Raw genomic sequence first — 11,851 nt, forward strand, 5'->3', positions numbered from 1 at the left:
TTGAGCTGCTCAGCCACGAAGCGGGGTCGCCATCGTCGGAGTCGCTCGGTCCGGGAGCCCGTCCGCAACGCTGATCGTGCCCTGTGCGGGTAATGTGGGCCAATCGGCTGATCACCGCAAACACAGGGTGGGGAATTTTGCTTCGACACTTCCGGGGAAAATTCGGCCGACGTTGAAAAATGCTCGGGATCGCGCGGCGCTTGGGGCACAGAGCCCGAGCGGAGGACGGCGGCGCGTTCGCCGGGGTGGTCGAGCTACGCGTAGGCACCGGATAGCATTTGCGCGAGCAGGTGGTCGAGGACCCGGTACCCCTCGAGCGTGTCCGTCAGGACGGCGGGGCGTTGCCCGCCCAGCGCCGGGCAGGGCGTGGTGAGCCAGTCGCCCAGCCAACGGGCCGCGTCGAAGGCTCTGTCGTCGCCGCCGCTCGTCACCATCGCCTCGACGCGCTCAATCAGTCGCAAGAAGGCAAGCACGCGTTCGCTCTGCTCGGTCGTCAGCCGGGCGCCCTTGCGGAACGTGGTGCCCGGCGAGGGAGGCATGAGTTGCAACAGGTCGATCAATTCGGGGGGCGAGCGACCGGTCGCGTGAGCGATCGCCACGAGCACGACCGACTCGATGCCGGCACGCAAGACTCGGATCCTGTCCATCGGATCGAGACGCAACAGCGTTCCCGGTTCGCAGGAAGCCGGCGAGCGACGGCGATCCGTGTGGGGCTCAGGGGTGACGGACATCGGAGGCAATACGAGGCGGGCCGAGCGTCCCAGTCTACATGAACGTTCCCCGCATCGGGGTGGTGCGACAGATTGCGGTGCGCGTCCGCGTCTGCGATGTGGGGCTATTGTGTGGTGGCGTGTGCCGATGGGGCGAGCTTTGTGCCGGCATCGCGGGGGTCGCTGCCTGGCCGCGAGTCGAGACGTTCCGAGATCGAGAAGATAAGTTATTGTTTATGTGAAGACATTTGCAATGGTTCGCGCTCTTCCGATGGCCGCTGTCGAGACAAGATCCCCGTCACTCGTTGTCTTGCGGGGCCCGCTCGGCTCGCCTTGGCACATACAACCACACAATAGCCGTAGCCCAAGTTCCAGAGGGACAAACAGTTCTCCGCGCACCCCCCTATCGACTACGCGCAGACGCCAGGCCGCTTGCGCCAAGGGGGGCGCCAGCTAGTCTGCGAGACGATCAGGGTCGAGCTTCAACAACTCGGAAGGCGGGCATTCGAGCGCCTCGGCAAGGCGCAGGATATTGAGCAGTGCGATGTTGCGCTGTCCCCGTTCGACCCCGCCCAGGTCACTGCGGGCGAGCCCACTTTCAAGCGCAAGACGCTCCTGCGACCCGCCGCGCGCGCGGCGCAGGGTGGCCAGCCGTTGTCCGAAAAGGAGGAGGGGATCGCGAGACGACGGCGCGACAGTCGACAGCATGGCGCGATGCTAGGAACTCGCGCACTATCGGGCCATGCTCTATGAGTGACAGCGTAGGGGCGTGTCCCCTATAGTGCGGCCCGTCTTCGATCCTTTCGTTACCGCCCATGAACTTCGAGATCGATCCACGGCTTGCGCATCTGGATGCCGCACAGCTGACGGCCCTTATCGACCGCTACCACGCCGGCGAGCAGGTGATCGACCTCCTCACTGAATTTCAAATCCCCTGCGCGCCCAGTCAGCTTTCTCGCCTGCTGCCCCCCAAACGCCTGCCTGATCGGCAATGGGTTGCGTGCGCAGCCCCCTTGATCCAGGGGTGCCGATCGCGTCCCGGCGCACCGGCGAGCGAAGGCAGCGTCCGCGGCTCCGCGGGTGCGCATCGCGTGGCGGAATTTTGCGAGGGCACCGTCCGCGTGGACCGCGCCATCGAAGGGCTGCACCATGACGCGATGCAGCGACGTGCCGCGAACGAGGCGTACTGTCGTGCGCGCTGGAATTATGCCGAACGCGTGCACACGCCGGATGATCTGCGCCTCGCCGAGGCGGTCGCTTTGCTGACCGTTGTGCGCTGTGGCGGCTGGATAGCCAATGGGAGCGTCGGGGCGGTCGGCTACTCGGCCGTGCCGCTCGCCCCGGCGGGGCCGCTCGGGAGCCAACTCCTGTCGTCGCTCGTCGCGGCGCGAGTGATTGCCCCCGATATGGAATCCCCCGTCGAGGCATTCAGCGCGACGGATGTAGAGCTTCCTGCCTATCCCTACGTGACGTACTGGCGCATCCTGGCCCCGTCTCCGATGTCGCTCGTCGAGCAGATCGAACACGCGGCCGCTTGTGGAGAATGGCCGGACACGTGGCGCAACGCGCTGGGTGATCTGCGACTGATGCTTGCCCTCGCGGAATGCCAAGAATTCGCGGACTTTTGCCTCATGCAGGGGGGCTTGCCCGACGCTCCCGAGGTCGCCACCGACGCGCTTTTGAGAGATCTGCTCCGTGATTTCTCAGTGGCACAGTGTTTTCGGATTCTCCGGGCAGGTGCGCACGCGACATCCGATTTTGTGGTCCGCAAGCGGGCCAATCGGCGCCACGCTGCGAACTACTTTGTCGGCGAATGTCAGCGTTGGGCTGATCGAGCGAGAACGGAGGGTTGGGCGCTCGAGCCTGGCTCTCGTAACAACAATTATCCGCGCTCACAACTCAGCCATGTCTTGTATGACGTCTTTCTCGGCATCGGCGAGAAGGGCTTTGTCGAGCCGCTGGGGGTGTGAATCGGTCGCTATAGACCCAAGCCCCTTGATGCAACGTTCGCCGCTTCGTCCGCGGAGGGGCCGGCATCCATCTTGTCGGCGCGCTATCCCTTGTTGCGCAGCCACGCCAGGAGATCCCCCGCTTGCTTGTCCGTGCCGTATGTGAGGTGTAACAGGAGGCGCACCGGACTCGGGATCGTTCTCCCGGCTTCATAGCGAGAGCCGCCCGACTGTGTGACGGATAATCTGCTCCAAAATTCGGACTGATTCATTCCGAGTTTCTTTCGCAACTCTCGCACTTCATCGCCGCTCTTGAAGCGCAGCGCAGGCAGTTTCCGCGGTTTCGTCGCGGGGGTGTTGGCGGTCACAGGCTTGCGTCTCGTTGAGCGGAGAGGGTGTCGGGAGCGTACTCCACGGGAGTCGGTGCATCGGTCCGCGCGCCTGCCGCCGGCACGGCCGCGTTTGCCCTCGGACGGCTTTCGACGGGAGCTTCGAGCTTGGCTTGCCGCTGGCCGAATTTCTGCGTGGCGGTGGCGAGCGCCTCCATCGCGCCGTCGTTCGCGAGCCACGCCTCGACCCACAGCGGCCGGCGGCCGCGCCCGGACCAAGCGAGTTCCTTGTTGGAGGGATGCCGATATTTTGCCGGCAAGGGAGCTCGTGTGGCGGGAATGGCCTTCGTAGGGGCCGTCGCCGGTTTGGTCTGAATTTTGCCGGACGGCCCGACGAGTTCGTCGAGCGACAAGCCGTGCTCACGTGCCATCTTCTGTATTTGCTTGAGCATCGACGCCTTCCCCGCCGACTCCTGCCTGGTGATTTCCTTCGCGATACGGGCGCTGAGTTGCTTGAGCTGCGGGAGGGTGTAGCGGCGGAGATTCTGGGTCATATCGGTCCGAGAGGCTTCGGCGGGTGGGGTACTTGAGAATCCCAATGATGCCACGGGTACAGGAACGACGGCGCAGCACTTGGAGAAGGTGGTCATGTCTGTCACATGGCCGGTTTCCGCACCATGGCGATCGCGGAACGCAGGTCAATGCGCCGGCGTGGATCTTTACACGCAAGTCTCACTTTTTGCGCCGCAACAGGCGGTTGACTTGATCGACGCCGGTCCTATACTGCAGCGCAGTATGACGAACGCGCCCGGATTCCCGATGCGGGTGCCATTGACGATGCGACCGATCTCACAAGGAAATTGACAATGAACGCCTTTGCCGCCCGCGAGCAGTTCGCCTCCGCCAACCAAGCCAGCGTGGAAATCCTGACGACGCTTGCCAACAATGCATTCACCCAGCTCGAGCGCCTGACCGAGCTGAACCTGAACACCGCCCGCGCGGTGCTGGAAGACAGCGTTGCCGCCACGAAGACCGTGCTCGCGGTCAAGAGCCCGCAGGATCTGGTGGCCTTGCAAGGCACGTTGGCGCAACCGATGCTGGACAAGGCGGTCATCTACGGTCGCGGCGTGTATGAAATCGCAACGGACGGCCAGCAGGACATCGCGAAGCTTTTCGAAGTGCGAGTTGCTGAGCTGAACCAGACCTTCACCGACGCGCTGGACAAGGCCGCCGAGTCCGCTCCGGCGGGTTCCGAAGCCCTGTTCGCTGCCTTCAAGTCGGCCGTCGACGCCGCCAACAGCGTGTTCGACAGCGTCAGCAAGGCGACCAAGCAAGCGACCGAGATCGCCGAAGCGACCGTGACGGCAGCGAGCACTGCGGTCAAGGGCGCGTCGCGCAAGGCGGCGGCGTCCAAGAAGTCTGCCTGATCGCATACCGCATGGGTTGAGCTGAACAGGCTCGCTCGCGCGATACTGCCGCCCTGACAAAGACCGGGCGGCATTTTTTTGTCCGTGCGTGCATTCCCGAGGCTCAATGCGAGGGTGGGATGCCAAGCATGCGTAGGGCGAATCCGTCCCGAGGGTGCCGAAAGGCGAACATGAGGCACGAAGCGGGCTCGAATTTGGCGGTGAAACGGTCGAAATCGACCCCGCCGGCGCTGAGAACCGCCATGCGCTTCGAAAAGCGCGCGCGAACGCCGCGTTCAACGTGCGTTTTTCACTGGCCGGCCAGGTGCCGTGTGCCGGCGGTCCGCACAACGGCTGTCAAAGAGACCTCATCTTCGGCATCACGGCACGGGGGCGCCGCAAGGACTTAAACGAACTCCTCGATGTCGCCCTCGGCACCGTGCGTCGCGCGATGCGTAGCCGCCGCCGTGCCGGTTCCGTCTGACGGTCGCTTGCCGGTGCCCGCCGCACCTTTGAGCTTGATACTGGGGCGAAACGCCACGACGCGACGCGCGCGGACCACGGCCGTTTCCCCGGTCTTCGGGTTACGCCCCGGGCGTGCGACTTTTTGGCGCAACTGGAAACTGCCAAAGCCAGACAGCTTGACCTCCTCTCCGCCCGCGAGCACGGTGGCAATCTCCTCGAAAAACGCTTCGACCATTTCGTTCGCTTCGCGCTTGTTGAAACCGATGGCGTCGGCGATGCGTTGGGTGAGATCGGCCTTGGTCAGGGTCATGGTGGGGCGGCTCGTGCCGTTTGGAAAGACGGCGAGTGCGCATCACAGTCGATGCCTGGTCATGGCCGAGTTTACGCAGCATTGTCGTCGCGGAAACAGCCGCTTTAGTGACGGCATACGGCCAATATGAGCGCGGAAGTGTGCAAGGCAGCCCGCGCACGCCCCTTGCCTGCAGACGTTACACGTCAGCGCGCCCAGAATGTGTCTTATCAGGGGCCCCACAGAAAACGGGAAAAATCGTAGGGCAAGGGCTTCTCGCAAACGATGGTCTGCGAGAAGCCATGCTGAGAAGTTCAACCTGGCGCCAACGTGGCAGGAGTATTCTCGAAAACCGTTCTCGCTGGGCGAAGCGCAGAACGGCGAGTTTCGAGACAGTCAGGCGGTTCTGACCTCGTTGAGCAGGTCGGGATGACGATCCAGTACCTTGAGCAGTTTCACCAGGGCCAGCGGCGGCTTGGTCTTGCCGTTCTCGTAGCGCGAGAAGGCGTTGATACCGCCGCCAAAGATTTCGGCGGCTTCGCGCTGGTCAAGCGCGAGCTTCTTGCGCACGTTGGCGATGAAGCTGGGATCGACAATGGCCGCATTCACCTGCTTCGAGAAGGCGCGCATTTCGCGCATGACGCGATCCGATTCCGCTGCGTCCAGGACCGACTCGGCGCAGGCCGGGCAGAAGTCGCCCGTCACCGCCACAATGGTGGTGGTTTCGCCCTTGTAGGTGTAGGGCAGGTCGCGGGTGTCGTGGATCAGTTCCGCCGCGCCGCACACAGGACATTTCATGTTCATAGCTCCTTGAAGGACACGATCAGCACGTCATCAATGACTGTCAGCTTCAGGTACACGTCGCCCGCCCGCCCGCGTGTTTGGGCGGTACACGTCCTGCCAGAGCGTATGATCGGCGTGGGTGGTCATGCTCTTGTAGAAGTCCGCTGGCGTGAGTGCCATCACCACGGCCAGCATGTCGGAAAACTCGAGCCCCAACTCGTTCGCGCCAGTTCGCGCCGCGTGGGTCGTGCGCACCATACCCGCCTCGACCAAAGCTTTGACCACTGCCAGCTTGCAGTGCGGGGTTCGTTTCTCCATTGGCGGATACTAACCTAGTTGGTTATATTAGGCAAGTTGGTTAGCAAGGGGGTTTCGGCGGTTCCAGTTGAGCGGACGATGTTCTCCGTTTTCTGCGCCGACCCCAGTTTGCGCTTTTCGCTCGGGTGAAACTTCACTACATATCGTGCCGTTACCGGTGAAAGCTTCGGGTGGGAATCACGTGGCAGCGACGCGTGAATATGCGCGGTAATGTCGTAAACTTCGCCAAACTTCGATGATTACCGACGAATCTGACTTCGACATCGGACTCGCAATTACCAATATGCGCACGATCACGTAGGCGCCAGCGACGCTGGTTCTGCGCAGTTTCCGGAGACGACTTCGTAACGTCCCCCGTGTCTGACGTGCCGACTCCACCAAAGCGGCGGAGAGAACGTTGGAGGGCGGTGTAACGAGGACGGGAACGACTACACCTTCGATGCCTCTGCTTCGCACGAATCACAGCTCCATAGTGACCGGAGCGGGAGTGGGGGTGTACGTACTTCTACGCAGAACGTCACGAAACTTTGCGAATTTCTACCTGCATGCGTTCCGAATACCCTTCGGTATCGCGTACTGGTGGTCACTATGAAACTCCTGTCCCTGCTGCAGTCGACTATCGAGTCGCAATGGATCCGCGTCATACCGGTGAAACGGTTGATGACCGGTCTGATGTTGGCCCTCGCCGCCACAGGCGCAGAGGCGCAGGCCCCCACGTCAGGCGAGGCGACCTGGATATGCTGGTATACAAAGGGGTCGCATGTACACTGTCGCCTTGGACTCGAGGAGTCGGCAGCCCCCTCAAGCGCGGCGTCGTCCTCGACCCCCTCAGCCCAGTTTGGCACCGTACCGGAAGGCAGACGTCCACTTCCTGAACTTGTGCGCACAATCCTGTCCGATCCGGGAAAGCTTGCCGGACGGACCATCACAATTCCCCTGTTTACCGAATCTGATGATCGGGCGTTTGTGCGCGAACTCGCGGAAGCAGTAATGTGTGGTGCAAAAAAAGTGTGCAGCGTGCTGTTCGTCGATACGCCGACCGAGATCGCTTTGACCTTGGATATGCTTGAGGATCCGGCGCTCAACTGACGTTGAATCGCCTGCGCGGAAGCAAGGCGTGCCGGACCGACGCGAATCAGCGGCGAAGCCAAGCAGGGTCCGAAGTACCGTCCGCTAGCCCAGGCTCATCCTCAATCCTCTGGGCGCAAGCATTAATCATACCACGGGCTTGTAAGCATGGAACTTGCGGAGTTTGTCGCGAGGGGTGCGAGATCGTTGGCGTTCCGGGGCGAATTTTCGGAGGTTGAGCGCGATCTCGGCGAGCACCTCGGCGACGGTGCGCGCGGCAGGACGGTGAAGGCCAGTGTGCGGTTGATGCGCCAGAGCGCATCGGGTTCGAGGTGGCGGCGGGCGGCGCACCACGCGGCCAGCGCAGCGAGGTTGTCACACAGGGCCTTGGTGCCGAAGTCCTGTCGGGCGGCGAACCAGGACAGGCCGCCGGTATGTTTGAGGCTGAGGCGGTGCTTGAGACTTTTGAACGCCTCCTCGATACGCCAGCGCTGGGCGAAGGCCTCGGCGGGAAAGCGCTCGGCATCGAAACGTGAGGTCATCAACACGCGCACTTTGCCCTCGGGCGTGACTTGACGGATCAGGCGCACGCTCGGCGCGGTGCGCGGACATCGTAGTCGGCCGCATCGCGCGCGCCGGGCGGTGACAAGGTGATGATCGCCTTATGCTGTCCGGAACGCATGAAGCGGCGCACCACCCCTCGCACGCTCACCTGACGCTGTTCGACCCCAAGCGCCGCGTGCGCTACTTGAAGGAGGCCGTGCCCTTCGGCCTGTTCCTGCCCGATCGCGAACTCGTCGAGCGCTTCACCCTCGACGGGCCGGTGTGCGACGAACGCCAGAAGCTCGTCGAGCACCTTGATGCGATGGCCAGCGACGATCTGGTGCTGCTCGATCGCGGCTATCCGAGCGCGTGGCTGGTGCCGATGATCATCGACCGCGACATCCTGTTCTGCATGCGTTGCGACGTCGAGGAGGCGTCGGCGGCGACCACGCGCAGGCCGCACCTGCGGGCGAAGCCGATCTCTTCGCCGGCGAGTGCGAGCAGCGCGTGATTGACGCGCTCGAAGACATCGGCACGAATCTGGTGGCGCGCCTTCGAGAAGGCTTGCGCGGTGACCACGCTCAGCAACCGGGTGCGCTTTTCGAGCAGGGCGAAGAAGCCGTCGAGCTCCGCCTGCACGGCACTGCGCACGCCGCAGAGCAGGAACGCGAGCATGGTGGCGAAGGGCAGGGCGCGGCAGCGGGTGAAGAACTGAGGCGCGCATCGGTTGGCCTCCAAGAAACGCCGCAGAATTCGGGAGGTTGGTCGGCAGGTTTACGGTTTGGGCATATTTAGAGCGGCATGGAAAAGCCTAAATAGAACAATGAAATACGTGGGTACTATCGCATCTGAATCTGGGGTCGTGAAGCTGCGGCTGAACGCTATGACAAAACCCTAAGCAGAGAGGGTTGGGTCGGCAAGGGGACCGGACTCGGCCTTTCGTTGTCCTACGGAATCGCAAACCGACACCATGGATGCATCGTGGTCAGGAGCTAGCTCGGAAAAGGGTCGGTGTCCCGAGTGGTCCTGCCTCGCAATCTGTCGCCCAAGGCCGTGGCGTCGAAGCGAGACCGGCTGCCGCGTGATCCGAAAAATTTCGGAGTTCCATACGTAGATCTACCTGTGCAACACTGCGGCAAACGTGGCGTCAGAGATGGCCGAGGTATGCACAGGGATAATTGGATGATCAGCGAACAGTCGGTATTCATCGTCGATGACGATGAGTCGTTCCGGAATGCGGCCCAGCGGGTCTTCCGCTCCGCGGGTTTTCGCGTCGAGGCCTTCGAGAGCGCCACGGCTTTTCTGTCCGGTTACCGACCGTGCGACGAAGCGTGCCTCATTCTCGATCTGCGAATGCCGGAAGTTGGCGGCCTCGAACTGCTCGAACGCCTGCGACAAGAGCAGGTCGACCTCCCGGTCATCATCTACACCGGCAACGCGGACGTGCCGGTCACGGTGCGCGCGATGCAGGCGGGGGCGTTCGCGGTGGTCGAGAAGCCATTCAGCGACGAACTGCTGATCGCACGGGTGCGGGAGGCGATCACCAGCAGCCGCACACGGCGCGCCCGTAATGCGACGATCGCCGCGGCGCGGGCCAAACTCGGGGGCCTGACCGAACGTGAGCGGGAGATCGCCCAGTGTCTTGCCGACGGGCTCTCGGCGCCGCAGATCGGAGCCCGGCTGGGAATCAGTGCGCGGACGGTCGAGGCTCATCGCGCCAACCTTTTCCGCAAGCTGGAAATCTCCGCGTCCGCCGCGCTTGCCCAGTTGGTGCTTTGGGCCGCCTTGGGTGACGAATAATCGCTCCCCCTGCGACACGTAGCCGTCGCGCCGCTTTGCCCCGCATTATCCGTCCGGGATTGCCATTGCGTGCATCCGGGAGCGGTCCGCTGCCGCCGTGGAACTAAGTGTTTCTACGCGTACCCGTAGATGGTGCTGCGAATATCCATCGCATTCCTCTGCTGATAATCTTTAGTCGTGACGCTCCAAGACTAATTGCATATGCAAATTGCCGGCAATAAGATGTCAAAGGCAATTCATGGTCTAGGCGCCGACAGGGTTTCCGCATCCGGAGACCGGATTCAAGGCATCAAGCCCCACGACCATCAATCGCGTTCACGCGGAGGAACATCATGAATACGAACAGGATTCAAGGCGCACGCAAACTCGCTCTCGCCCTCGCCATGACCGGCCTTGCCGGGGCCGCCTTCGCCGCGAATACGGCAACGCAAACCGTGACCTACGAGGTGACGGCAATCAACGAACTGTCGGTGTCGGGGAACCCCGGCGCGCTGACGATCAGCTCGGCGACCGCGGGATCGGCGCCGACCGCGGTCAGCGACGCGACAACGACCTACGCGATCACTACGAACCAAAGCACACGAAAGATCACCGCCGCGATCGATACCGCGATGCCGAGCGGTGTGACCCTGAAGGCCAATCTGGCGGCGCCGACCGGGGCCACTTCCGCGGGGGCCGTGACCCTGGGGGCCGTAGCGGTTGACGCAGTAACGGGCATCTCCACTCTGAATGAAAGTGGAAAGACGATCACCTATTCGCTTGAGGCGACCACAGCGGCGGGGGTGGTCACGTCGGCCAGCAAGACCGTGACCTTCACCATCGCGGCGGGTATCTGACGGCGGTGCGATTGCACCGGCGGACCGGGGCCTGTCGGACGGGGCGCTTCATGGATTGTCTGCGGGCGGGGGGGCTGAGCGCGCTTGTACTGCTAGCGGCGTCACCGCTTGCACAGGCCGTCGACATCGGCGTCACGGGAAGCTGGCTCGAGACGATAGACCGCAACGATCTCTCGGCGGGGGCGGGCAGCGACGTGCGCACTCCCATCGAGAGCTCATCCGTCACGCTCGACATCACGAATACCCTCGGTGCCGGCTGGACGGTCCAGCTCTCCCGTAGCGATATCAACTGGCCCGCAGGCGTCGCACTCGCCGCACGAAGAACCTCGGACGGCATCGGCGGCGGCAGCATCTCGGGGGGCGCGGCGTACGTCGCGGCGAACGGCGCGCCGCAGTTTTTTTTCACCGGAACCGGTGACCGTACCGGCATCCAGATACAGCTCAGGACCGAAGGGGTTTCCGTGCGCACGGCACCGGGCACTTACTCCACCGGCCTCATCTATTCGATTTACTGAGCGGAGCACATGGCACGATTGAGCCGAACAATCCGGGCGTGGGTTGCAGTAGTGTGCCTCCTCTCCGCCGCCGCCCAGGCAGGGATCAATGTCGAAGGCACGCTATCCGAGGAAAGGATCGCACACGCCGGCGAAACGTATCGCGGCACGCTTGTGATTCGCAATCCCGGGCCGGAGCCCGTCGAGGTCAAGCTTTACCAGACCGATTACCGCTTCGATGCCGAGGGGCGGAACGATTACGCCGAGCCGGGGAGCCTCGTGCGCTCCAACGCCCGATGGATCCGTCTGGGGCAGCCGCAGTTCCGCATCGCGCCGGGGCAGACCGTCCATGCCCCGTATGAAGTCCGGGTTCCCGAAGATGCGCGTCTGAAAGGCACCTACTGGAGCATGGTCATGGTGGAGCCGCTGTCGCGCGGAGAGTCCGTGTCGGCGCCGAAAGAGCGCGCGGTGCAGCTCGCCCAGGTCGTCCGCTTCGCCGTACAGATTGTCACTCAAATTGGACAAGGGACCGAACCCGAACTGGCCTTTGCCCGGCCGATGACTGTCGTCAAGGACGGACGCAGGCTATTTTCCGTGGATGTCGCGAACAATGGGGAGCGCTGGATCCGTTCGCGCTTCTGGCTGGAACTGTACACCTACCAAGGGCGCCCACAAGCAAAGATCGACGGGGAAAAACACCGGATCTATCCCGGCACCTCGGTGCGCGCCCGCTTCGACATCAGCGACGTTCCCCCCGGGCAATACAGGGCGCTAATCGTGGCGGACGGAGAAAAGGAAGATCTGTACGGCACCGAACTCAAAATCGAGATTCACTGAGCGCGCGGTCTTCCGTCCGGGGGC

The 11,851-nt window shown here is 63.0% G+C and carries 17 protein-coding genes; 9 read left to right on the forward strand and 8 right to left on the reverse strand.

Annotated features, from left to right (window positions below):
* Positions 1-254: 254 nt before the first annotated feature.
* Both ToN1_RS23420 and ToN1_RS23425 read right to left on the reverse strand, forming a co-directional pair.
* Positions 255-647, reverse strand: a complete 393-nt coding sequence (locus tag ToN1_RS23420; RefSeq protein WP_169205547.1) for an antitoxin Xre/MbcA/ParS toxin-binding domain-containing protein — start codon at positions 645-647, stop codon at positions 255-257.
* Between the two features lie 516 nt (positions 648-1,163).
* Positions 1,164-1,418: a helix-turn-helix domain-containing protein gene (locus ToN1_RS23425; protein WP_169205548.1), complete on the reverse strand. Its 255-nt coding sequence runs from the start codon at positions 1,416-1,418 to the stop codon at positions 1,164-1,166.
* A gap of 107 nt (positions 1,419-1,525) precedes the next feature.
* Between ToN1_RS23425 and ToN1_RS23430 the strand changes: the two genes are divergently transcribed.
* On the forward strand, positions 1,526-2,680 hold the full coding sequence (locus ToN1_RS23430) for a hypothetical protein (RefSeq protein ID WP_169205549.1): 1,155 nt from the start codon (positions 1,526-1,528) through the stop codon (positions 2,678-2,680).
* A gap of 83 nt (positions 2,681-2,763) precedes the next feature.
* Here the strand turns inward: ToN1_RS23430 and ToN1_RS25055 are convergent, their stop codons facing one another.
* Together ToN1_RS25055 and ToN1_RS23435 are read right to left on the reverse strand one after the other, a co-directional pair.
* A complete protein-coding gene (locus ToN1_RS25055) occupies positions 2,764-2,931 on the reverse strand; it encodes a helix-turn-helix domain-containing protein (RefSeq protein ID WP_425305841.1) in 168 nt (55 codons plus the stop codon).
* 92 nt (positions 2,932-3,023) lie between these two features.
* Entirely contained in the window at positions 3,024-3,638 is a 615-nt protein-coding gene (locus ToN1_RS23435; RefSeq protein WP_244860870.1) for an H-NS histone family protein, read from the reverse strand.
* A gap of 216 nt (positions 3,639-3,854) precedes the next feature.
* Between ToN1_RS23435 and ToN1_RS23440 the strand changes: the two genes are divergently transcribed.
* Positions 3,855-4,415, forward strand: a complete 561-nt coding sequence (locus ToN1_RS23440) for a phasin family protein (RefSeq protein ID WP_169205550.1) — start codon at positions 3,855-3,857, stop codon at positions 4,413-4,415.
* Positions 4,416-4,800: 385 nt separating this feature from the next.
* On the opposite strand, the gene ToN1_RS23445 is transcribed toward ToN1_RS23440, so the two are convergent.
* The 3 genes from ToN1_RS23445 to ToN1_RS23455 all read right to left on the reverse strand — a co-directional run bounded on the left by ToN1_RS23445 (position 4,801) and on the right by ToN1_RS23455 (position 6,249).
* On the reverse strand, positions 4,801-5,169 hold the full coding sequence (locus ToN1_RS23445) for an integration host factor subunit alpha (RefSeq protein ID WP_169205551.1): 369 nt from the start codon (positions 5,167-5,169) through the stop codon (positions 4,801-4,803).
* A 375-nt stretch (positions 5,170-5,544) separates the two neighbouring features.
* Positions 5,545-5,946 (reverse strand): type II toxin-antitoxin system MqsA family antitoxin, encoded by a 402-nt coding sequence (locus ToN1_RS23450; protein WP_169205552.1) that lies wholly within the window; start codon positions 5,944-5,946, stop codon positions 5,545-5,547.
* Between the two features lie 36 nt (positions 5,947-5,982).
* Entirely contained in the window at positions 5,983-6,249 is a 267-nt protein-coding gene (locus ToN1_RS23455) for a type II toxin-antitoxin system MqsR family toxin (protein WP_280516657.1), read from the reverse strand.
* A gap of 588 nt (positions 6,250-6,837) precedes the next feature.
* Between ToN1_RS23455 and ToN1_RS23460 the strand changes: the two genes are divergently transcribed.
* Positions 6,838-7,338 carry a hypothetical protein gene (locus ToN1_RS23460; RefSeq protein WP_169205553.1) on the forward strand — a complete coding sequence of 167 codons (501 nt, stop codon included), beginning with the start codon at positions 6,838-6,840 and terminating at the stop codon, positions 7,336-7,338.
* A 122-nt stretch (positions 7,339-7,460) separates the two neighbouring features.
* On the opposite strand, the gene ToN1_RS23465 is transcribed toward ToN1_RS23460, so the two are convergent.
* On the reverse strand, positions 7,461-7,907 hold the full coding sequence (locus tag ToN1_RS23465) for a hypothetical protein (protein ID WP_169205554.1): 447 nt from the start codon (positions 7,905-7,907) through the stop codon (positions 7,461-7,463).
* A gap of 74 nt (positions 7,908-7,981) precedes the next feature.
* On the opposite strand from ToN1_RS23465, the gene ToN1_RS23470 reads away from it, so the two are divergent.
* The 6 genes from ToN1_RS23470 to ToN1_RS23495 all read left to right on the forward strand — a co-directional run bounded on the left by ToN1_RS23470 (position 7,982) and on the right by ToN1_RS23495 (position 11,827).
* On the forward strand, positions 7,982-8,371 hold the full coding sequence (locus ToN1_RS23470; RefSeq protein ID WP_169205555.1) for a hypothetical protein: 390 nt from the start codon (positions 7,982-7,984) through the stop codon (positions 8,369-8,371).
* On the forward strand, positions 8,368-8,655 hold the full coding sequence (locus ToN1_RS23475; protein ID WP_169205556.1) for a hypothetical protein: 288 nt from the start codon (positions 8,368-8,370) through the stop codon (positions 8,653-8,655). Before ToN1_RS23470 ends, ToN1_RS23475 begins: the two co-directional genes overlap by 4 nt.
* Positions 8,656-9,042: 387 nt before the next feature.
* Entirely contained in the window at positions 9,043-9,660 is a 618-nt protein-coding gene (locus ToN1_RS23480; protein ID WP_169205557.1) for a response regulator transcription factor, read from the forward strand.
* 332 nt (positions 9,661-9,992) lie between these two features.
* Positions 9,993-10,496: a hypothetical protein gene (locus tag ToN1_RS23485; RefSeq protein WP_169205558.1), complete on the forward strand. Its 504-nt coding sequence runs from the start codon at positions 9,993-9,995 to the stop codon at positions 10,494-10,496.
* Positions 10,497-10,546: 50 nt separating this feature from the next.
* Positions 10,547-11,011, forward strand: coding sequence for a hypothetical protein (locus ToN1_RS23490; protein WP_169205559.1), 465 nt, complete (start codon positions 10,547-10,549; stop codon positions 11,009-11,011).
* 9 nt (positions 11,012-11,020) lie between these two features.
* Positions 11,021-11,827 carry a fimbrial biogenesis chaperone gene (locus ToN1_RS23495; protein ID WP_169205560.1) on the forward strand — a complete coding sequence of 269 codons (807 nt, stop codon included), beginning with the start codon at positions 11,021-11,023 and terminating at the stop codon, positions 11,825-11,827.
* The last annotated feature ends 24 nt before the right edge of the window (positions 11,828-11,851 follow it).

It is taken from the genome of Aromatoleum petrolei, assembly GCF_017894385.1.
In the GTDB taxonomy this organism is placed as follows: Bacteria; Pseudomonadota; Gammaproteobacteria; order Burkholderiales; family Rhodocyclaceae; genus Aromatoleum; species Aromatoleum petrolei.

What these genes read in the sequence shown, in the direction of transcription:
- ToN1_RS23420 (WP_169205547.1), bottom strand. Translation starts at nt 647, where the DNA reads ATGGACAGGATCCGAGTCTTGCGTGCCGGCATCGAGTCGGTCGTGCTC.
- ToN1_RS23425 (WP_169205548.1), bottom strand. Translation starts at nt 1,418, where the DNA reads ATGCTGTCGACTGTCGCGCCGTCGTCTCGCGATCCCCTCCTCCTTTTC.
- ToN1_RS23430 (WP_169205549.1), top strand. Translation starts at nt 1,526, where the DNA reads ATGAACTTCGAGATCGATCCACGGCTTGCGCATCTGGATGCCGCACAG.
- ToN1_RS25055 (WP_425305841.1), bottom strand. Translation starts at nt 2,931, where the DNA reads ATGAATCAGTCCGAATTTTGGAGCAGATTATCCGTCACACAGTCGGGC.
- ToN1_RS23435 (WP_244860870.1), bottom strand. Translation starts at nt 3,638, where the DNA reads ATGACCACCTTCTCCAAGTGCTGCGCCGTCGTTCCTGTACCCGTGGCA.
- ToN1_RS23440 (WP_169205550.1), top strand. Translation starts at nt 3,855, where the DNA reads ATGAACGCCTTTGCCGCCCGCGAGCAGTTCGCCTCCGCCAACCAAGCC.
- ToN1_RS23445 (WP_169205551.1), bottom strand. Translation starts at nt 5,169, where the DNA reads ATGACCCTGACCAAGGCCGATCTCACCCAACGCATCGCCGACGCCATC.
- ToN1_RS23450 (WP_169205552.1), bottom strand. Translation starts at nt 5,946, where the DNA reads ATGAAATGTCCTGTGTGCGGCGCGGCGGAACTGATCCACGACACCCGC.
- ToN1_RS23455 (WP_280516657.1), bottom strand. Translation starts at nt 6,249, where the DNA reads ATGGAGAAACGAACCCCGCACTGCAAGCTGGCAGTGGTCAAAGCTTTG.
- ToN1_RS23460 (WP_169205553.1), top strand. Translation starts at nt 6,838, where the DNA reads ATGAAACTCCTGTCCCTGCTGCAGTCGACTATCGAGTCGCAATGGATC.
- ToN1_RS23470 (WP_169205555.1), top strand. Translation starts at nt 7,982, where the DNA reads ATGCTGTCCGGAACGCATGAAGCGGCGCACCACCCCTCGCACGCTCAC.
- ToN1_RS23480 (WP_169205557.1), top strand. Translation starts at nt 9,043, where the DNA reads ATGATCAGCGAACAGTCGGTATTCATCGTCGATGACGATGAGTCGTTC.
- ToN1_RS23485 (WP_169205558.1), top strand. Translation starts at nt 9,993, where the DNA reads ATGAATACGAACAGGATTCAAGGCGCACGCAAACTCGCTCTCGCCCTC.
- ToN1_RS23490 (WP_169205559.1), top strand. Translation starts at nt 10,547, where the DNA reads ATGGATTGTCTGCGGGCGGGGGGGCTGAGCGCGCTTGTACTGCTAGCG.
- ToN1_RS23495 (WP_169205560.1), top strand. Translation starts at nt 11,021, where the DNA reads ATGGCACGATTGAGCCGAACAATCCGGGCGTGGGTTGCAGTAGTGTGC.